We start from the raw sequence: 17576 nt of genomic DNA, 5'->3' as shown, positions 1-17576 counted from the left end.
GATGGACACACCGATCCCGTATCCCGGGCACACCGAGGACATGGCAGAGCAGCCGCACGATGAGATGCGCCGGTACGTCGGCCGCGATCTCCTGAAAGGCCGTCGGGCCCTCGTCACCGGCGGTGATTCCGGCATCGGACGCGCCGTCGCGGCGGCGTTCGCGAAAGAGGGCGCGGACATCGCCATCGCCTACCTCGATGAGCACGACGATGCGACCCACACGGCGGCCGTGGTGGGCGCGGCAGGCCAGAGGTGCGCCCTGTTCCCCGGCGATCTCGGTGAGCCCGCCCAGTGCCGCGAGGTGGTGGCACGCACGCTCGCCGAACTGGGCGGACTGGACATCGTGGTGAACAACGCCGCATACCAGTCGCCCGCAGAGAATCTCACCGACATCACCGACGAACAATGGCGGCGGACGTTCGCGGTGAACATCGACAGCTACTTCCAAGTGACCAAAGCCGCGTTGCCCCATCTCCCGGACGGCGCCGCGATCATCAACACGGCATCGGTGAACGGGTTACGCGGCAACGCCTCGCTGATCGATTACTCGGCCACCAAGGGCGCCGTCATCGCATTCACCTATGCGCTGGCACAATCGCTGACGGACCGCCGTATCCGGGTGAACTGCGTTGCGCCCGGTCCGGTCTGGACGCCATTGATTCCGGCCACCATGCCACCGGAGAAGGTTCGGTCGTTCGGCAGTCAGACGCCATTCGAGCGGCCCGCCCAGCCCGATGAGATCGCACCGTCGTACGTGTTCTTCGCCGCTGACCAGCTGTCGTCGTATTACAGCGGTGAGGTACTGGCACCCCTCGGCGGCGAGACGATGCCGGGATGATGTTTGGGCGGGAGTCGCACGGGAAATCCCTGCCCCATGATCATTCGTAGGATCGCCCGTCCGCTTTTGGCCACCGCGTTCATCGGACAGGGCGTCGAAACCTTGCTGAACATCGACTCCGGCGCCGAGGCTGTGCGCCCCACCCTGGACGGCCTCAAGGACATGCCGGACCCCGTTGCCCGCAACGTGCCGTCCAACGCCGTCGCCGTGGCACAAGCGACCGCGGCCGCCCAGGTCGCCGGTGGGCTGCTGCTGGCCACCGGACGCATTCCGCGCGTCGCGTCGGCGGTGCTCGCGGCGACGGTGATTCCGGCAAACCTGGGCAACCACATGTTCTGGACCGAGGACGATCCTGCCGCCAAAACCGCCAAACGCCGGGGTTTCCTGGCCGACCTCAGCCTGCTCGGCGGTCTGATTCTCGCGTCGGCGGACACCGCAGGGAAGCCGTCGCTGGGCTGGCGGGGACGGCGCGCCGCCCAGCGGGCAGCGGAGACCCTCTCGTCGACGGTTCCTTCCAGGACAGAAGTAGCGCTCGCCCGCATGCCGGAGTTGGGCGAGAAGGTCGGGCACGGGGTGCAGACCGGTTTCGAGCACGGCCGCGAACTTGCCGGTGTGGCGCTCGAGAAGCTGGAAGACGGCCTTGAGAAGGCTGCCCCGTATGCGGAGTCCGCCTACCGGAAAGCCAGCGCACGCGCCTCGGAGCTGGCCGACACCGCGCGAGAGCAGGCAACCGAATTGGCCAGTACTGCGGTCAGTACCGCAAAGAAGGCGAAGGCTCGGGCCGCGTAAAGACCCAAGCATGAAGAGAGCCCGGGCCTCAGGCCCGGGCTCTCTTTCTTCGCTGGCGCCGACCGCAATGGGCCGGCTCGCATCAATACCAGTAACGGCGCCCGGCGACGGCATGGCCGGCCGCTCCCATGAGCCAGAGGATCGCGCCCACCACGACGAGCACGATGCCCAAGACCCACAGCAGATACACGTTGAAGACGAAGCCCAGGATGAGCAGGACTACTCCCAAAGCAATCATGATGATCGATTCCTTATCTCACACGCGGTTGCGGTTCACCGCATCGAACTTGGTTGTGGCAGTCGGCAATCGACGACCTTCGGATTGACCCCGGCGTAGTTCAACGGCCCGGCTACCACGGTCAGCGCGATACGCCCTGCCGAGCCGCAGCTCGTGTCGCCGCCGCGGAAATAGTCGCGCTGCCAGGCCGCCAGTACGCCGACCAGCAGCCAGACCACCACGATGACGCCCACGCTTCCTCGCAACATGGCTCCTCCTACACAGACCTCTCTGGTCTCAAGGAAAGGAGTACCCAAGGGTGCGTGGTGGCAAACTAACGCGGGAGAAAAAGACAGCTGCCGAGCTCAACCACCTTTCTGGTCCCTGTGCGCCGTTACCGTTCGATACGTTTGCCCGTGCCGAATCGCGGTTATATCGGAGAGGCCGGATCAGAGAGGAAGCCCGAATGCTGAGCTCCGATATCTCGCCTGTGTGCGCGAACGTCTATCTGCCGCAGTGTGATTCCCGATTGTTGATCGAGACCATGCAACGCTGCTGTCCCCCGACGGGCAGGCGCGTCGCCGACCTGTGCACGGGCAGCGGCGTCGCGGCGATCGCCGCGGCCGACGCCGGTGCAGACAGTGTGGTCGCGTTCGACACGTCGTCGGCCGCGATCACGGCGACTTGCGCCAACGCCCGACTGGCCCGCCGTACGATCGACGCCCGTCTCGGCTCCTGGTCGGCGGCACTGGAACTCGAGCCGTTCGATCTGGTGTTGTGCAACCCGCCGTATGTACCGCAACCCGCGGACCGCGAAGCGGAGATCATCGGTGCCGGTGGCCCGCCGACGTCGTTCAACGCGGGTCCCGACGGCCGACTCGTCCTCGACCCCCTCTGCGCCGCAACGCCTGCACTGCTCAAGCGTGGCGGCGTCGCACTCATCGTCCAATCAGAGTTCGCGGACGTCACGCGCAGCGTCACAGCACTGCGTCAGGGTGGGCTCCACGCCGGCGTGGTGGCGCGCAGGACCATCGCGTTCGGGCCCGTGATGGCCGCTCGGGCAAGCTGGTTGGAGGACACCGGCCGATTGACGCCTGGTCGCCGAACAGAAGAACTGGTCGTCGTCAAGGCGGTCAAGCCATGAGTGCCACCCGAAGGACCGTACGCATTGTGCCCCGCGGCCCGATGTTGATCCAGGGGCCCGTCGAAGTCGAACTCGAAGACGGCACCCACGTCTGCTCGGACAGATTCATGGTTGCCATCTGCTGCTGCCAGCGCAGCAAAACCTATCCGTGGTGCGACACCAGCCATCGGCGACAGGCGCGGCCTGCCGCCGACGGCCGGAGAACGGGTGCCGGTCAGGCACAACCCACTTGAGTTCGGAGGTCGCGCAAGGTGCGGTCCAATATCCGTGAGACATGCATCTGCGAAACGCCGATCGAGTCAGCGATCTGCCGCTGTGTCATGGCGCCGAAGTACCGCAGATAGAGCACTTTCTGTTCGCGTTGAGGCAGCGCCGCCAGCAAGGACCGCACCGATTCGCGATCGGTCACCCGATCGAAGCCGGCATCCACCTCACCGAGCGAGTCACCGAGCACCTGGGCCCGCGAGTCGTCGTCGCCGACGGTCACGTCCAGCGACTGGGGTTGGTACGCCTTGGCTGCCACGATGCTCTCCACGACCTGGCCGCGGTCGATCTCCAACTCGGCGGCGAGCTCCTCGACGGTCGGCGCCCTTCTCAGATCACTCGTCAAATATGAAGTAGCACAGGAAATTTCATGTTGCCGGTCGCGAATCCGCCTGGGGACATGCACCTTCCAGCCGTAATCACGGAAATACCGGCGCAGCTCCCCCATCATCGTGGGCAGGGCATACGCGACGAATCGGGATCCCCGCTCCGGATCGAATCGATTGACCGCTTGCAGCAGTCCCACCCGGGCGACCTGGATCAGGTCCTCGAGATTTTCACCTCGGCGATCGAAGTGGCGTGCCACCCGCTCCGCCAGTGGGCAACACCGCAACACGATGCGTTCGAGTTGTCGTGCGTACGCGTTCGAGTCGGGCGGTAATTGACGCAGCACCGCGAGCATCGTGACGACGTCTGCGTATTCGTCCTGGGTCTGATCCGTTTCGGGCACTGCGCCGACATTCGGCCCTGCTCCGGCCGCACCGACCTCTGCCGACTTACTGACTTCACGAAAATTGTTTTCCAACAATGAAACTGACATGCAGCACCCCTTCAGGGTGTTACAGCACGCACGACGCCACCGGTTTACGGCACAGATGACAACGAGTACACGGTGAGTCGGGATGTGCTGGTTTCCGCCTTGCGACGGAACGGCAATCTGCCGGAGTCGAGCTTGGACCGCAATCGGCGGAACCGGGAATCGAGGCCCCATTCTGGACCAAATTCACCCGCCGAGCAGCAGTCCCTCGACCAACGCCGCTTTTGGCTAAGCGGCCACGCTTGTCACAGCGCCGTGCTTCTCACAGTACACGCGGCCACTCTTCGCCACCACCGGAATGGCGATGCTCCGGCGGAATTCCGCCGGAGTTTACGCGTCACCGCGTTGCGGATTACGCAATGAGGGTGGCGCTTCTCAACCCGGAATGAACTCTTGCGCTTTGGTTTTCAACCCCTGATATACAAGGTGCCAACCATTGGGATCGCCTTTGAGAACCGCGGCGGTCATGTCTTTGATCTGTTCGTAGGTGGCATGCGGCGGTATCGGCGGCACTTCGGGGTCACACCGGACATCCAGCACCACCGGATGATCGGCCGCCAGCGCCCGGTCCCAAGCCTCGCCCAACCGATCGGGATTGTCGACCGCGATACCCTCCAGCCCCATGGCACAGGCGATTTCTGCATAGGAGACATCCGGCAACGATTGAGAAGGCACGAATTTCGGTGCGCCGCCCATCGCCCGCAGCTCCCAGGTGACCTGGTTGAGATCACCGTTGTGGAACACACACACCACCAGTCGCGGATCAGACCATTGCGACTCGTAGCGCTTGATGGTCAGCAGCTCGGCCATCCCGTTCATCTGCATAGCGCCATCACCGACGAGCGCCACCACCGGACGGTCCGGATGCGCGAACTTCGCGCCGATTCCATACGGCACACCGGACCCCATCGTGGCGAGCGTGCCCGACAATGAACCGCGCATACCGTCACGGAATTTGAGGCACCGCGCATACCAAGTGGTTGACGAGCCCGAGTCAGCGGTCACGATGGCGTTCGCCGGGATCCGTGGCGAAAGCTCCCACGCGATGCGCATCGGGTTCACCGGCCGGGCGGATAACATGCTCTGTCGTTCAACCGTCTCCCACCAGCGAGAGACGTTGTGCTCGATGGTATCTCGCCATTTCCGATCGGGTTTCGACGCCACCAGCGGCAGGAGCGCACCGACCGCCGCGCTCGCGTCGGCGACGATGTTCACCTCGGTGGGATAACGCATGCCGATCGCGGTGCCGTCGATGTCGATCTGGATCGCACGTGCCTGGCCGAACTTCGGCAGGAACTGACTGTATGGGAAGTTCGATCCGATGATCAGCAAGGTGTCGCAGTCGCGCATCATCACGTAGCTGGGTCGTGAACCGAGGAGCCCGATGGATCCGGTGACATACGGCAAGTCGTCGGACAGCACGTCTTTGCCCAACAGTGCCTTGGCGACCCCGGCGCCGGTCTTGTCGGCGAGTTCGCGTACCTGCTCGGCTGCCCGGCGGGCGCCTTGGCCGACCAGAATCGCCACGCGCTCACCGGCATTGAGCACATCTGCCGCCTTGCGGATCTGTTCGTCTTGCGGATACACCGCCGGCGGCACATACCGCGGATCACTCGACGGCACCTGCTTGAATTCGTGTCCGGGCGCCTCGTACGGCTGCTCTTGCAGGTCGGACGGGATCACCAGGGCGGTGGGCGCACGCCTGGCCAGAGCCGTACGAATCGCGCGATCGAGCGCGTTGGGCAATTGGTTGGCGACATTGACCTCGACCAGGTAGTCGCTCGCGACATCCTTGTACAGACTATGGAGATCGACTTCCTGCTGGTAACTACCGCCCATCGCGCTACGCGCTGTCTGGCCCACGATCGCCACCACGGGAACCCGGTCGAGCTTCGCGTCGTACAGCCCGTTCAGCAAATGGATGGCGCCCGGACCGGATGTCGCCATACACACCCCGACCGCATTCCCGAATTTGGCATATCCCGTGGCGGCGAACGCAGCCATCTCCTCGTGGCGCGTCTGAATGAATTGCGGCCCATCATCACTCCGGCCGAATGCCGCAATGATTCCGTTGATGCCGTCACCCGGATACGCGAACACGTGGCGGACGTGCCATTGCCGCAGCCGCTCGAGCAGGTAGTCCCCAACAGTCGTCGTCATGCAGGCCACGTACCCCCTGGGTACCTGGCGAAACACGCGTTTGACGGTGCAACCGGCCGGGTACCTCCACCGCAGACAGTCCGAATTAAGCCCGCTACCACCGGGAGGTGTCGATGTCTGAGGTCCAGGCCGGGGCGATCGCGCAACATGATCCAGAGCCGCAGCGAGCCGACGACCGGCGACGCACAGTCACCAACTGGATACTGGCCGCCCTGACCGTGCCAGGAGCATTCCTCATCATCCTCTACCAGTACGGCCAGGTCCTTGCGACCGCCGGCTGTTCTGAACGCACCTGCGCCAGGCTGGGACCCAGCCCGTTCGTGTTCGGGCTGATCGAATATGGTGCGCCGGTGGTCGCCGTGCTGGCCGTGGCGCTGTCATTCGTGACCGCACGTAAGCGCTACGGCATCGCGGTACCGCTGATCGCCTGGGCGCTCCTGATCGCCGGATTCGTCGTACTCACGCTGACCTTCGAAACCCCTTGACACACAGCAGGATCCAATGACCACGACCGACCGCATCGAACTTGTCGAGCCCGCACGCTTAGCGGAGGGCGACACTATCGAAGATCCTGCGGGCGGTCGCTGGCTGACCATCCAGGAAATCCAGGTGATCTCGACGAAGGGTGACGGCGTCTTCAGCTTCTACGGCGCGGGGCCCGATGACCGCATCACCGTCGGCGGAGCTCAAAAGGTCAGGCGTAGAAAGTGATGTGAGCCATGGCCAGCGATCTGGGTGCTCCCCAAGAATCCGACCAGCAATGGGACCGGATGGCCCGCCACGAAACCGAGATCGAACGACTGGACCGGAACTGGTCGAGTCTGCTTCAGGAGCTCCGCGTGGCACAGACCGGAGTGCAACTGCTCACCGGCTTCCTGCTGACGTTGCCGTTCCAGCAGCGATTCAGCGCGCTGGATACCCAAAATCGCATGGTCTACCTGGCGACTGTCGCCCTTTCCGTGGCCTCGACCATTCTGCTGATAGCGCCAGTTGGTATGCACCGCATCCTGTTTCGGCAGCGACGCATGTCGATCATCGTCGCAGCGGCCCACCGGTGCGCCTTTTACGGCTTGCTCCTGCTCGGCATAGCGCTGACGGGAGTGACGGAGCTGATCTTCGGTACCGTCGCGGGCCAATTGGCGGGCTGGGTCGCCGGCGGTATCGGCCTGGCCGGCTTCAGCACCTTCTGGGTGCTGGTGCCCTTGGTGATGCAGAACACCGGCCACAACGATACCGCTCGCGCACAATAGATTTCGACAAGAAATGACCCGACCTCCCCACGAAACGGGAAGGTCGGGCCAGTTCGAGCTACTGGTTCTGCTCTTGTCGTTTCTCGGCCGCCTTCGCGCCGGAGCGGGCTGACTCAGCCTGCGCCTCGTGCTTGGCGGCATCGCGTTCGGCGTCGGCCTTGTCCTGCTGGGCCTGTCCCTCACGGACCAGGTCGTCCCGACCGACAACGCTGCCAGCGGCTTCCTTCAGCTTGCCCTTGACACCCTCTACGGTGCCCTTGATGCCCTCTTCAGGACCGCTCTTGTGCTCTCCCACGGTGTTTCTCCTTTGTTTTGCGGTTGTGAGGCGTGATCGATTCCACGCGCTTCGCAAGCAGTTCCTTGCCTTGCGCCGTTCGGCACTACCGACATACCTGTTCGACGCCGATCGGAAACCTCCTCTGGCGCAACGTTTCGTCAAATTTCGTGCCGGGTACCCGAGGGCACAGGAGTTGATCAAAATGCGAAATACCGGGCATGACCAGGGAGTACGGCATCATCATCGCCGACGCAGCCCACAGTCCCAGGCAATAGGGGCCATCTGCCGGGTATTCGTCAAGAACATGGTCCGGATGTGGGCCCTGCAACCAAATCTTCATTGGCCCTTCAGCACCATCGATCAGGTCGCCGCGCTGGCCCCCCTACCGAGCTCAGCGACCGTGCGCCGGGTCCGCCTGCCGTCCTGTCCGGCCGAATTGATCGGCACTGAGGGCACATCGGCCCGCCGCGCCATCCTCTATCTGCACGGCGGCGCGTTTCTCACGTGCGGACTCAACACGCATCGGTCACTCGCCGCACGGCTGGCCCGCAGTGCTGATGCCGAAGTGCTCAACGTCGGCTACCGGATGTTGCCCGACCACGGATTGTCGGCGGCGCTGTCCGATGCGGTGGACGGACTCCGTTGGCTACTGCGTCGCGGCTACCACTGGTCCGACATCGTGGTGGCCGGCGATTCCGCGGGCGGATATCTGGCGCTGCAGACCGCAGCCGAACTACTTCGGCAAGGTCACCCACCCACCGCCGGCGTGGCGGCCATCTCTCCGCTGACGACGCTGACCCCCCGCGACAAGTCCCCCGGCCGCAAAGACCGTTGTGCAATGTTCACCGCGCGCGCCATGACATCGTTCATGCGCTATGTGGCCGCGCACGGCGAGAAGAACCCGTCGGGACAACCCATTGCCTCTCCCGTTGACGCGGATCTGCACCACATGCCACCGGTGACGATCCACGTCAGCAGCGACGAGTTTCTCCGGCCCGACGCGGAACTGATGTACGAACGGCTCACCGACGCCGGGGCACAGTGCGACCTTCACGTGTGGGACGGGCAGATTCACGACTTCCCGCTCGCTGCCGCAGTCTTGCCCGAAGGGCGCCGAGCAATCCACTACATCGCGGGCTTCGTCAAGCGCGTCGCCCCCGCGTCGAACGAAGACCAGTGCGCGCCGGAGTATCCGCCGGCCGCCTCGCAGTGAATCAGGTGCGCCAGGCCCCGCGTTTGTTGCCAATCGCGTCGGGTACCCCACGACGGTGAACGAAACATCGAACAAGGCGGGCGTCCGGGTGCCGGCCTGATGTCTGCACCGCGCCAAGTGCTTTCACACCGCGAGGAGGAACGTCATGCCGAAGACCACGAAACAGGGGCAGGCCAAGAAGAGCGAGCTGCCCGCCACCCTGCAGAAGTCGAGCGCCAAGGCGCAACGCACTTTCGCGAAGGTGCACGATTCGGCCGCCGACGAATACGGCGAAGGCGAACGTGCCCACCGGGTCGCGTACTCAGCTCTCAAGCACAGCTATGAGAAGGTCGGCGACCACTGGGAGAAGAAGGACCACAAAGGCCCCTCCGACGAGCGGTCGCACAGCGGCGGACCCAACGCCCGAGGTGCCACCGCCGAAGGCGTCGACGCCGAGGCCACCAAGGAACACCTACTCGAGATCGCGCGCCGCCTCGACATCCGAGGCCGCTCGACCATGAACAAGGGCGAGTTGGTGGAAGCGATCAAGAAAGCCAATCGCCGGGCCAGCCGCAGCTAGCGAACTACCACTGGCTCAGCTGGCACTGCACGTTGTACGGCGCGGTCTGGTGCGCCGCCGACTGCCCGTCGACCGCGATGTCGCATGTCGAATCCGGGGCGGCCTGGCCACCGTGCGTGGTGCTGCTGACGGTGAAGATGGCCCACTGCGGGTCAGCCAGCGTCGTGGTGAACACCCACGGAGCATCCGGAGCGACGGTGACCGTCTCCCGCTTGAGATAGGCGTAGGCGTCGGCGTTGTAGGCCGCCTTGTTCGCCGGCTGGTTGACCAGGTAGAGCAGGTCGAACGTGGCCGGGCCACCCACCGACAGCGTGTATCGGACCTCGTGGCCGGCCGGGGCGGCAGACGCCACCGGCGCCATCAGCCCGGCGGCCGCCACTGCTGCCGCGCCACACACCACTGACAACTTGACTGTCGCTTTACGCATGCCGGTCATATCGACTGACCGTACCGGACCGTTACACCCTGCATCAGACGTATCACCCCGCCTGCAGCTCCAGCAGCACCGTCACCGGCCCGTCGTTGACCAGCTCGACGTGCATGTGGGCGCCGAACCGCCCGGTCGCGACGTTTGCGCCCAGCGCCCGCAGCGCCGCCGCGAACTCGTCGACCAGCGGCTCGGCCACCGGTCCGGGAGCCGCGGCATTCCACGACGGCCGGCGCCCCTTGGCGGTGTCGGCGTAGAGGGTGAACTGACTGACCACCAGGATCGGCGCGGCAGCGTCGGCGGCGCTGAGCTCGCCGTCGAGGATGCGCAGCCGCCACAGCTTGTCGGCCATCTTGCGCACCACCGCGGCATCGTCGGTGTGGGTGAGGCCGACGAGTGCGACCAGGCCCTGAGGGGTCGGGGTGATCTCGCCGACGATCTGCCCGTCGACCGTCACCCGCGCCGATGTCACCCGCTGCACCAGTACCCGCACGTTCGCAGATGTTGCCACAGGAGTTTGTGGTACCTGTGGTGGTCATGGACGGCCCATCCTGGCGCGGTACTCCCCTGACCCGGCGTTCGATACTCGTCGGGCTCGGCGCCGTCGGGGCGTTCCTCGCCGTAGACCTCGGCATTGTGGCGTACACCAGCCGCGCCGGCACGCTGACCCGGCAGACATTCCTGGACGGCTTCCAGAGAGTCTTCGGCGATCATCCGGGATTCCGGAAGAACCACGCCAAAGGGGTCTCGGTGGTCGGCCATTTCATGAGCAACGGCAACGCGGCTGCCCTGTCCCGAGCCGCGGTCTTCGGGCCGGGTGAGACGCCCGTCGCGGGCCGGTTTTCCCTGGCCGGCGGTAACCCGACCGTCGCCGACACCCCCGGCGCGGCGCGTGGGCTCGGCCTGGCCATCGGCTTTCCCGGCGCCGCCCAGTGGCGGACCGCGATGCTGAACCTCCCGGTGTTCCTCGACAATTCGCCGCAGGGCTTCTACGACCGGCTGCTGGCGTCCAAACCGGTCGCCGGCGGCAAGCCCGATCCGAAGGTCATGGCCGACTTCCTCAGCCGGCACCCCGAGACCGCGGCGGCGATGGCACTGGCCAAAAAGAGCCCGCCCACACCGGGTTTCGCGGACAGCACGTTCTCGGGTCTGCACAAGTTCCATCTGGTGGACCGGGGCGGCACCCGCACCCCGGTCCGCTGGTCGTTCGTCCCGCAGCAGACCGCACTGCCACCGAAGTCCGACGACCCCAACTCGTTGTTCGACGCGCTGATCCTGCAGTTGAAAAAGGCTCCCCTGCAATGGAACCTGCGACTGACGGTCGGACACGACAGCGACCCGACCGATCCGACGCTGCCCTGGCCGGCCGACCGTCAGGTCATCGACGCCGGCGTCCTGACCCTCACCGAAGCCCAGACCGATGCCGCCGGCAACGCCCGCGACATCAACTTCGACCCACTGGTCCTGCCCGACGGCATCGAACCGTCCGACGATCCGCTGCTCAGTGCCCGGTCTGCGGTATACGCCGGGTCATACCGGGCGCGCACCACCGAACCGAAAACCGCTCCGGCCGTTCGGGTTATCTCGTGATATCCCGCTTCCCGGTCCGCACCCGCGTATTGCACTGGCTGACCGCTGTCGCGGTCTTCGCCGCGTTGCTGATCGGCTTCGCCATGACCAACGCCATCGGCTCCCACGCAGCCTTGGTCGCCGTCCACATGACACTGGGCATCAGCATCCTGGTCATCGTGATCGTCCGGGCGGCAAACAGATTCACCCACAAAGCGCCGAAATGGCCCGCCACGGTAGGGCCGTTGGAAGGCAAGCTGATCGCCGGGTCCGAACTGGGGATGTACGCCATGCTGCTGGCGCAGCCGCTTGTCGGCTGGGCCATGGTGTCGGCGTCGGGCACACCGGTCCGGATCTTCGGCAACCTACGGCTCCCGGACCTCGTCCCGTTCGACGCCGACCTGTACGGCATTCTGCGCCAGGCACATTCAGTGGTGGCCTACCTGCTGGTGGCCGCCATCGCCGCGCACGTCAGTGCCATCCTGCTGCACACCCTGACGCTGCGCGACGGCATGCTGCGCCGCATGACCCACTGACCACAACCCGCGAGCGGCCGTGTCTGCACAGCGACACGCCGTGTTGTGTGTGCATTTCGGGGTCGCTCACGACTGACGAGCGGCCCCAAAATGCCAGGGGTGGGCGGCGTGTCGTATACAAACACGGCCGCTCGCGGGAGGTGTTGTTCCCGCGGGAGGTGGTTTATTGCAGGCGCGAGCGCACGTGAGCAGCAACGTCGGCGATGGGCACATCGACCTGCTCGCCGTTCGACAGATCCTTGACGCCGACGGTGCCGGCCTCGATGTCGCGGTCACCGGCCACCAGCGCCACCTTCGCGCCGGAGCGGTCGGCCGCCTTCATCGCGCCCTTGAGCCCACGGTCGCCGTAGCACATGTCGGTGCGTACACCCGAACCACGCAGGGCCGCAACGATCTTCGCCAGTTCCAGCTTGGCCGGCGCCCCCAGCGGCACGGCGTACACGTCGACGGCAGCAGGAGACGCGACCGTCTTGCCCTCGGCCTTGAGCGCCAGCACCGTGCGGTCGACACCCAGCCCGAACCCGATGCCCGACAGGTCCTGCCCGCCCAACTGCTTCATCAGGCCGCCGTACCGGCCGCCGCCACCGATACCGGACTGCGCGCCCAGGCCGTCGTGCACGAACTCGAAGGTGGTCTTGGTGTAGTAATCCAGTCCGCGGACCATGCGCGGGTTGATCACGTACGGCACGCCGAGGGCGTCCAAGTGCGCCAGGACGGTGTCGAAGTGCTCCTTGGCGGCCTCCGACAGGTGGTCGAGCATCACCGGGGCGTCAGCGGTCATCTCTTTGACGTGCGGCCGTTTGTCATCGAGCACCCGCAGTGGGTTGATCTCCGCACGGCGGCGGGTGTCCTCGTCGAGGTCGAGTTTGAACAGGAAGTCCTGCAACAGCTTCCGGTACTGCGGGCGGCACGTGTCGTCACCCAGCGAGGTGATCTCCAGGCGGAAACCGTCGAGTCCGAGCGAACGGAAGCCGGCGTCGGCCACCGCGATCACCTCGGCGTCCAACGCCGGGTCGTCGATGCCGATGGCCTCCACCCCCACCTGCTGCAGCTGGCGGTAGCGGCCGGCCTGCGGACGTTCGTAGCGGAAGAACGGGCCCGAGTACCGAAGCTTGGCCGGTAGCGCGCCACGGTCCAGGCCGTGTTCGATGACGGCGCGCATGACGCCGGCGGTGCCTTCGGGGCGCAGCGTGACGGAGCGGTCACCGCGGTCGGCGAAGGTGTACATCTCCTTCGACACCACATCGGTGGACTCCCCCACACCGCGGGCGAACAGCGCGGTGTCCTCGAACACCGGCAACTCGATGTGGCCGTACCCGGCCAGTCTCGCGACGTTCAGCAGGCCGTCGCGCACCGCGACGAATTCCGCCGAGTCCGGGGGCAGGTAGTCCGGGACGCCCTTGGGCGCCTGAAAATCGCTCAACTTGATAAGCCTTCGAGGAACGGGTTGGTACGACGTTCGGCGCCGATCGTGGTCTGTGGGCCGTGCCCAGGTAGTACCACGGTGTCGTCGTCGAGCACCAACAGTTTTGTCACGATCGAGTCCAGCAGGTCCCGGCCGCTGCCGCCCGGGAGATCGGTGCGGCCCACCGACTGCTTGAACAAGGTGTCGCCGGTGAATGCCAGCTCGGCGGGGCCGTCACCTACGCGGAACACCACCGAGCCCCGGGTGTGGCCCGGGGTGTGGTCCACCGTGACGGTGATCCCGCCCAGATCCAGCTTGTCGCCGTCCCGGTCGAGTTCGACGACCTGCTTGGGCTCGGAGAACAGCACCCCGAACGCCAGCTGGGCCAGTCGCGGACCGAACCCTTTGATCGGATCGGTCAGCATGAACCGATCCTCGGGGTGGATGTACACCGGGCAGCCGTAGGTGTCCGCCACCTTCTGCGCCGACCAGATGTGGTCGACGTGGCCGTGGGTGAGCAGCACCGCCGACGGGGTGAGCCGGTTTTCATCCAGAATCTCGCGGATGCGACCCATGGCCCGCTGACCCGGGTCGACGATGATGGCGTCCGACCCGGCGCGCGCCGCGAGGATGTAGCAGTTGCACTGCAACATCCCGGCCGGAAACCCCGTCAACAACACGCGACCATTTTCCCACGTGGGAAACTGCCCTCATGACGCAGCCAGGACCGTGGGGGCCGCCGCCGCCCGATCAGCCCCAGTACTACGGTGCGCCGCAATATGTTCCGGGCTTTCCGCCGCCGAAGAAGCCCCGCACGGGCTGGGCGATGTTCTCCGTCATCGCGGTCATCGCACTGGTCGCGGCGGGTGTCGCCGCCTTCATCGTGATTCGCCACGAGAACAAGCCCGTCGGTGGGGCCGCCGAGACGTCGTCCGCCGACGCCGGTCCGATGCCGCTGCGGTCCATCCGCCTCGCCGCGCCGAACGTGGCCACCAAACCGGGCAGCTCCGAGCCGAAGGCGACGCTGACGGTGTACGAAGACTTCCTGTGCCCCTTCTGCCGCCGGTTCGAGCAGGTCTACGGCCCCACCATCGGCAAGCTGATCACCGACGGCCGGATCGCTGTGGACTACACCATGGTGTCGATCCTGGGCCGCGGTGACCTGAAGTCGTACTCGGTGCGGGCTGCCGCAGCGGCGTACTGCGTGGCCGACGCCGACACGGCCGCGTTCCAACGGTTCCATGCCGCGCTGTTCACGCAGCAGCCCGACGAGTCGGCGTACACGTTCCCGTCTGACGACGAACTGATCTCCCAGGCCGCGAAGGCCGGCGCTCCCGATTCGGTCGCCGACTGCATCACCAGCGGCAAGAACCGCGACATGGTCAACAACGCCGTCAAGAGCGCGGGCATCAACTCGACGCCGACGGTGCTGCTGAACGGCACCGATATCGGCGACGCCGTGCTGCAGAATCCCGATCCGCAGGCGCTCCTGGACCAGCTCAAGTCCGTCAATTGACAGCTGGTCACGCGGGTCGCGGCCCCCGCATTCAGCGTGACCTGGCACACTCGGTGCCGACCAGCTGTACGTCGGGGCATTTTGGCTCCGACCGTCACGAGGAGGACTTCGGCGGTGCCGACGAATGAACAACGGCGGGAAACTGCCAAGCGCAAGCTGGACCGGCAGTTGGAGCGCCGGGCCGAAAAGGCCCGTAAGCAGCGCATCATGACGATCGCCGCATCGGTGGTCGTGGTGCTCGCGGTGATCGGTGGCGTCGTCGGCGGCGTCATCTACCTCAACAAGGACTCCAAGTCCTCGTCCGCGACGGCCTCGGCGTCGACCGAGAGCTCCACCGCCCCGGCGCAGAACCCGCCCGCCGACGGCAAGCTGCCGCCGTTCGTGGCACCCGCGGGCCTCGGTGAGAACTGCCAGTACCCGGCGTCGTCGGAGCAGGCCAGCAAGAAGGTGAACCCGCCGCACACCGGCAAGATCCCCACCACCCCGCCGACGGTGACGGCCAGCATGAGCACCAACCAGGGCAACCTCGGGCTGACACTGGACAACGCCAAGGCCCCCTGCACGGTCAACAGCTTCGCCAGCCTGGCGCAGCAGGGGTACTTCAACGACACCCCCTGCCACCGGCTCACCAAGGGCGGCCTGGCCGTCCTGCAGTGTGGTGACCCGACCGGCTCCGGTATGGGCGGCCCCGGCTACCAGTTCGCCAACGAGTACCCGACCAACCAGTACCAGCCCGACAGCCCGGCGCTGAGCCAGCCGGTCGTCTACCCGCGCGGCACCCTGGCGATGGCCAACGCCGGCCCCAACACGAACGGCAGCCAGTTCTTCCTGGTGTACCAGGACTCGCAGCTGCCTCCGGGCTACACCGCGTTCGGCACCGTCGACGCCACCGGGCTGGCCACCCTGGACAAGATCGCCCAGAACGGTATCGAGGGCGGCGCCGGCGACGGCAAGCCCGCGCAGCCGGTCGCGGTGAAGTACATCCAGCTGGACTGACATTTTCACGATGAGGCCCGGTCACCGATCACGGTGACCGGGCCTTCTTGTCGGTAGGCCCTGCACAGACCGGGCTGCGGTGGAATCATGCGCAACGTGGCGAACACCAAACCGCAGACCATCTCGTACCCGGCGCCCGGCTCGCGGCCGAACCGCCACGACGATGTCGCCGTCGACCCGCACGTCATCGTGTTGTTCGGCGCGACCGGCGATCTCGCCAAACGCAAACTGCTTCCCGGCCTGGCCTATCTGGACCAGTCCGAGCTGGCCCCCGACATCCAGATCGTCGGGACCTCGTTGGAGGACCTGACGATCGACGAGTTCCGGGCGCTGGCCCAGGCGGCGATCGACGAATTCGGCAGCCATCACCTGACGCCCGAGCAGTGGGAACGCTTCGCCGCGACGCTCACCTACGTGCCGCAGAGCGCCGGGCCGTCGGGGCTGGCGGCTGCGGTCGCCGCGGCGGAGAAGAAGCTGGGCCCGAATGTGCGCCGCCTGCACTACCTTTCGGTGCCGCCGAAAGCCGCACGAGCCGTGATCGCGACGCTGGACGAGGCCGGCCTGGTCGAGCGCTCCCGCGTCGTCATGGAGAAGCCGTTCGGCACCGACCTGGCCAGCGCCGTCGAACTGAACGACTTCGTGCACGAAACCTTCGACGAGGAACAGATTTTCCGGATCGACCATTTCCTGGGCAAGGAAGCGGCGCAGAACATCCTGGCGTTCCGGTTCGCCAACGGCCTCTTCGAACCGATCTGGAACCGCAACTTTATCGATCACATTCAGATCGACATCCCGGAGATGCTCGGACTGGACCAGCGGGCGAATTTCTACGAGAGCACCGGCGCCTACAAGGACATGGTGGTGACCCATCTGCTGCAGGTGATGGCCTTCGTCGTGATGGAGCCGCCGACCGCGCTGGAACCGCGGGCCATCAGCGAGGAGAAGAACAAGGTCTTCCGATCGATGCTGCCGATCAAGTGTTCAGACGTGGTCCGGGGCCAGTTCACCGGCTATCGCGAACTAGAGGGCGTATCAAGGGATTCCGACACCGAGACGTTCATCGCACTGAAGGTTCGGGTGGACAACTGGCGCTGGGCCGGCGTGCCGATCTACCTGCGCACCGGCAAGAAGATGGCCGAGGGCATGCGCATCATCTCGATCGCCTTCAAAGAGGCCCCGCGCACCATGTTCCCGTCGGGCTCGGGCGTCGGCTCCCAGGGACCCGACCACCTGACCTTCGACCTGGCCGACAACTCGAAGGTGTCGCTGTCGTTCTACGGCAAGCGGCCGGGGCCGGGGATGCGGTTGGAGAAGCTGTCCATGCAGTTCTCGGCGACCGAGGCCGACGGAGCCGACCAGGTGCTGGAGGCCTATGAGCGACTGATCCTGGACGCCATGCGCGGTGATCACACTCTGTTCACCACCGCAGAGGGTATCGAGTCGCTGTGGGCGAACTCGGCTGCGCTGCTGGAGGACCCGCCGCCGGTGAAGAACTACCCGCCGGGCACCTGGGGTCCCAACGCCATTCATCAACTGATCGCACCCAACGCCTGGCGGTTGCCGTTCGAACGCGGCTGGCGAGAGTCGAAGAAGAAGTAG

Annotated in this window: 23 protein-coding genes; 14 read left to right on the top strand and 9 right to left on the bottom strand. The window is 65.7% G+C overall.

Annotated features, from left to right (window positions below; translation table 11 throughout):
* The first annotated feature begins 1 nt into the window (after position 1).
* Together ACWW1C_RS12415 and ACWW1C_RS12410 are read left to right on the top strand one after the other, a co-directional pair.
* Positions 2 to 838: an SDR family oxidoreductase gene (locus ACWW1C_RS12415; RefSeq protein WP_455983702.1), complete on the top strand. Its 837-nt coding sequence runs from the start codon at positions 2 to 4 to the stop codon at positions 836 to 838.
* Positions 839 to 874: 36 nt separating this feature from the next.
* Positions 875 to 1627: a DoxX family protein gene (locus tag ACWW1C_RS12410; protein WP_455983701.1), complete on the top strand. Its 753-nt coding sequence runs from the start codon at positions 875 to 877 to the stop codon at positions 1625 to 1627.
* Positions 1628 to 1709: 82 nt separating this feature from the next.
* Here the strand turns inward: ACWW1C_RS12410 and ACWW1C_RS12405 are convergent, their stop codons facing one another.
* Both ACWW1C_RS12405 and ACWW1C_RS12400 read right to left on the bottom strand, forming a co-directional pair.
* Positions 1710 to 1865 carry a DUF6131 family protein gene (locus ACWW1C_RS12405; protein WP_455983700.1) on the bottom strand — a complete coding sequence of 52 codons (156 nt, stop codon included), beginning with the start codon at positions 1863 to 1865 and terminating at the stop codon, positions 1710 to 1712.
* A gap of 35 nt (positions 1866 to 1900) precedes the next feature.
* A complete protein-coding gene (locus ACWW1C_RS12400) occupies positions 1901 to 2110 on the bottom strand; it encodes a hypothetical protein (RefSeq protein ID WP_138230491.1) in 210 nt (69 codons plus the stop codon).
* Positions 2111 to 2310: 200 nt separating this feature from the next.
* Here ACWW1C_RS12400 and ACWW1C_RS12395 point away from each other — a divergent pair, with 200 nt between their 5' ends.
* Together ACWW1C_RS12395 and ACWW1C_RS12390 are read left to right on the top strand one after the other, a co-directional pair.
* Complete coding sequence (locus ACWW1C_RS12395; RefSeq protein ID WP_455983699.1) at positions 2311 to 2988, top strand: methyltransferase; 678 nt, start codon at positions 2311 to 2313, stop codon at positions 2986 to 2988.
* On the top strand, positions 2985 to 3221 hold the full coding sequence (locus tag ACWW1C_RS12390) for a CDGSH iron-sulfur domain-containing protein (RefSeq protein ID WP_455983698.1): 237 nt from the start codon (positions 2985 to 2987) through the stop codon (positions 3219 to 3221). The genes ACWW1C_RS12395 and ACWW1C_RS12390 overlap by 4 nt, the downstream gene beginning before the upstream one ends.
* On the opposite strand, the gene ACWW1C_RS12385 is transcribed toward ACWW1C_RS12390, so the two are convergent.
* Positions 3203 to 3934, bottom strand: a complete 732-nt coding sequence (locus tag ACWW1C_RS12385) for a SigB/SigF/SigG family RNA polymerase sigma factor (protein ID WP_455984252.1) — start codon at positions 3932 to 3934, stop codon at positions 3203 to 3205. The two genes, ACWW1C_RS12390 and ACWW1C_RS12385, sit on opposite strands and share 19 nt — an antisense overlap.
* 510 nt (positions 3935 to 4444) lie before the next feature.
* Entirely contained in the window at positions 4445 to 6229 is a 1785-nt protein-coding gene (locus tag ACWW1C_RS12380; protein ID WP_455983697.1) for a thiamine pyrophosphate-requiring protein, read from the bottom strand.
* 113 nt (positions 6230 to 6342) lie between these two features.
* On the opposite strand from ACWW1C_RS12380, the gene ACWW1C_RS12375 reads away from it, so the two are divergent.
* From ACWW1C_RS12375 to ACWW1C_RS12365, 3 genes are read left to right on the top strand one after another with little or no spacing between them, the layout of a single operon-like run.
* A complete protein-coding gene (locus tag ACWW1C_RS12375; RefSeq protein WP_455983696.1) occupies positions 6343 to 6714 on the top strand; it encodes a hypothetical protein in 372 nt (123 codons plus the stop codon).
* Positions 6715 to 6730: 16 nt separating this feature from the next.
* The gene (locus ACWW1C_RS12370; protein ID WP_455983695.1) at positions 6731 to 6940 is read left to right on the top strand and encodes a hypothetical protein; all 210 of its coding nucleotides are present in this window, start codon (positions 6731 to 6733) and stop codon (positions 6938 to 6940) included.
* 8 nt (positions 6941 to 6948) lie between these two features.
* Positions 6949 to 7479 carry a DUF6328 family protein gene (locus ACWW1C_RS12365; protein WP_455983694.1) on the top strand — a complete coding sequence of 177 codons (531 nt, stop codon included), beginning with the start codon at positions 6949 to 6951 and terminating at the stop codon, positions 7477 to 7479.
* A 58-nt stretch (positions 7480 to 7537) separates the two neighbouring features.
* Here the strand turns inward: ACWW1C_RS12365 and mbp1 are convergent, their stop codons facing one another.
* Positions 7538 to 7774 carry a microaggregate-binding protein 1 gene (gene mbp1 / locus ACWW1C_RS12360; RefSeq protein ID WP_455983693.1) on the bottom strand — a complete coding sequence of 79 codons (237 nt, stop codon included), beginning with the start codon at positions 7772 to 7774 and terminating at the stop codon, positions 7538 to 7540.
* A gap of 295 nt (positions 7775 to 8069) precedes the next feature.
* Between mbp1 and ACWW1C_RS12355 the strand changes: the two genes are divergently transcribed.
* Positions 8070 to 8969 (top strand): alpha/beta hydrolase, encoded by a 900-nt coding sequence (locus ACWW1C_RS12355; RefSeq protein ID WP_455983692.1) that lies wholly within the window; start codon positions 8070 to 8072, stop codon positions 8967 to 8969.
* Positions 8970 to 9114: 145 nt separating this feature from the next.
* A complete protein-coding gene (locus ACWW1C_RS12350; protein WP_455983691.1) occupies positions 9115 to 9528 on the top strand; it encodes a ChaB family protein in 414 nt (137 codons plus the stop codon).
* Between the two features lie 4 nt (positions 9529 to 9532).
* Here ACWW1C_RS12350 and ACWW1C_RS12345 read toward each other — a convergent pair whose 3' ends face one another.
* Both ACWW1C_RS12345 and dtd read right to left on the bottom strand, forming a co-directional pair.
* A complete protein-coding gene (locus ACWW1C_RS12345) occupies positions 9533 to 9964 on the bottom strand; it encodes a hypothetical protein (RefSeq protein WP_455983690.1) in 432 nt (143 codons plus the stop codon).
* Positions 9965 to 10007: 43 nt separating this feature from the next.
* On the bottom strand, positions 10008 to 10448 hold the full coding sequence (gene dtd, locus ACWW1C_RS12340) for a D-aminoacyl-tRNA deacylase (RefSeq protein WP_455984251.1): 441 nt from the start codon (positions 10446 to 10448) through the stop codon (positions 10008 to 10010).
* Between the two features lie 44 nt (positions 10449 to 10492).
* Here dtd and ACWW1C_RS12335 point away from each other — a divergent pair, with 44 nt between their 5' ends.
* Both ACWW1C_RS12335 and ACWW1C_RS12330 read left to right on the top strand, forming a co-directional pair.
* Positions 10493 to 11545, top strand: a complete 1053-nt coding sequence (locus ACWW1C_RS12335) for a catalase family peroxidase (protein WP_455983689.1) — start codon at positions 10493 to 10495, stop codon at positions 11543 to 11545.
* A complete protein-coding gene (locus ACWW1C_RS12330) occupies positions 11542 to 12060 on the top strand; it encodes a cytochrome b (protein ID WP_455983688.1) in 519 nt (172 codons plus the stop codon). The genes ACWW1C_RS12335 and ACWW1C_RS12330 overlap by 4 nt, the downstream gene beginning before the upstream one ends.
* Positions 12061 to 12223: 163 nt before the next feature.
* Here the strand turns inward: ACWW1C_RS12330 and hisS are convergent, their stop codons facing one another.
* Complete coding sequence (gene hisS, locus ACWW1C_RS12325; RefSeq protein WP_455983687.1) at positions 12224 to 13483, bottom strand: histidine--tRNA ligase; 1260 nt, start codon at positions 13481 to 13483, stop codon at positions 12224 to 12226.
* Positions 13480 to 14145, bottom strand: a complete 666-nt coding sequence (locus ACWW1C_RS12320; RefSeq protein WP_455983686.1) for an MBL fold metallo-hydrolase — start codon at positions 14143 to 14145, stop codon at positions 13480 to 13482. The genes hisS and ACWW1C_RS12320 overlap by 4 nt, the downstream gene beginning before the upstream one ends.
* 32 nt (positions 14146 to 14177) lie before the next feature.
* Between ACWW1C_RS12320 and ACWW1C_RS12315 the strand changes: the two genes are divergently transcribed.
* The 3 genes from ACWW1C_RS12315 to zwf all read left to right on the top strand — a co-directional run bounded on the left by ACWW1C_RS12315 (position 14178) and on the right by zwf (position 17576).
* Positions 14178 to 14981 carry a DsbA family protein gene (locus ACWW1C_RS12315; RefSeq protein WP_455983685.1) on the top strand — a complete coding sequence of 268 codons (804 nt, stop codon included), beginning with the start codon at positions 14178 to 14180 and terminating at the stop codon, positions 14979 to 14981.
* Positions 14982 to 15095: 114 nt separating this feature from the next.
* On the top strand, positions 15096 to 15977 hold the full coding sequence (locus ACWW1C_RS12310; protein WP_455983684.1) for a peptidylprolyl isomerase: 882 nt from the start codon (positions 15096 to 15098) through the stop codon (positions 15975 to 15977).
* A 96-nt stretch (positions 15978 to 16073) separates the two neighbouring features.
* Entirely contained in the window at positions 16074 to 17576 is a 1503-nt protein-coding gene (gene zwf / locus ACWW1C_RS12305) for a glucose-6-phosphate dehydrogenase (RefSeq protein ID WP_455984250.1), read from the top strand.

The sequence above is a fragment of the Mycobacterium sp. HM-7 genome, assembly GCF_053852335.1.
This window is presented reverse-complemented; position numbering and strand designations above follow the sequence as displayed.

Coding starts and splice junctions, on each gene's coding strand:
- ACWW1C_RS12415 (WP_455983702.1), top strand. CDS start 2: ATGGACACACCGATCCCGTATCCCGGGCACACCGAGGACATGGCAGAG.
- ACWW1C_RS12410 (WP_455983701.1), top strand. CDS start 875: ATGATCATTCGTAGGATCGCCCGTCCGCTTTTGGCCACCGCGTTCATC.
- ACWW1C_RS12405 (WP_455983700.1), bottom strand. CDS start 1,865: ATGATTGCTTTGGGAGTAGTCCTGCTCATCCTGGGCTTCGTCTTCAAC.
- ACWW1C_RS12395 (WP_455983699.1), top strand. CDS start 2,311: ATGCTGAGCTCCGATATCTCGCCTGTGTGCGCGAACGTCTATCTGCCG.
- ACWW1C_RS12390 (WP_455983698.1), top strand. CDS start 2,985: ATGAGTGCCACCCGAAGGACCGTACGCATTGTGCCCCGCGGCCCGATG.
- ACWW1C_RS12385 (WP_455984252.1), bottom strand. CDS start 3,934: ATGCTCGCGGTGCTGCGTCAATTACCGCCCGACTCGAACGCGTACGCA.
- ACWW1C_RS12380 (WP_455983697.1), bottom strand. CDS start 6,229: ATGACGACGACTGTTGGGGACTACCTGCTCGAGCGGCTGCGGCAATGG.
- ACWW1C_RS12375 (WP_455983696.1), top strand. CDS start 6,343: ATGTCTGAGGTCCAGGCCGGGGCGATCGCGCAACATGATCCAGAGCCG.
- ACWW1C_RS12370 (WP_455983695.1), top strand. CDS start 6,731: ATGACCACGACCGACCGCATCGAACTTGTCGAGCCCGCACGCTTAGCG.
- ACWW1C_RS12365 (WP_455983694.1), top strand. CDS start 6,949: ATGGCCAGCGATCTGGGTGCTCCCCAAGAATCCGACCAGCAATGGGAC.
- ACWW1C_RS12355 (WP_455983692.1), top strand. CDS start 8,070: ATGTGGGCCCTGCAACCAAATCTTCATTGGCCCTTCAGCACCATCGAT.
- ACWW1C_RS12350 (WP_455983691.1), top strand. CDS start 9,115: ATGCCGAAGACCACGAAACAGGGGCAGGCCAAGAAGAGCGAGCTGCCC.
- ACWW1C_RS12345 (WP_455983690.1), bottom strand. CDS start 9,964: ATGACCGGCATGCGTAAAGCGACAGTCAAGTTGTCAGTGGTGTGTGGC.
- ACWW1C_RS12335 (WP_455983689.1), top strand. CDS start 10,493: ATGGACGGCCCATCCTGGCGCGGTACTCCCCTGACCCGGCGTTCGATA.
- ACWW1C_RS12315 (WP_455983685.1), top strand. CDS start 14,178: ATGACGCAGCCAGGACCGTGGGGGCCGCCGCCGCCCGATCAGCCCCAG.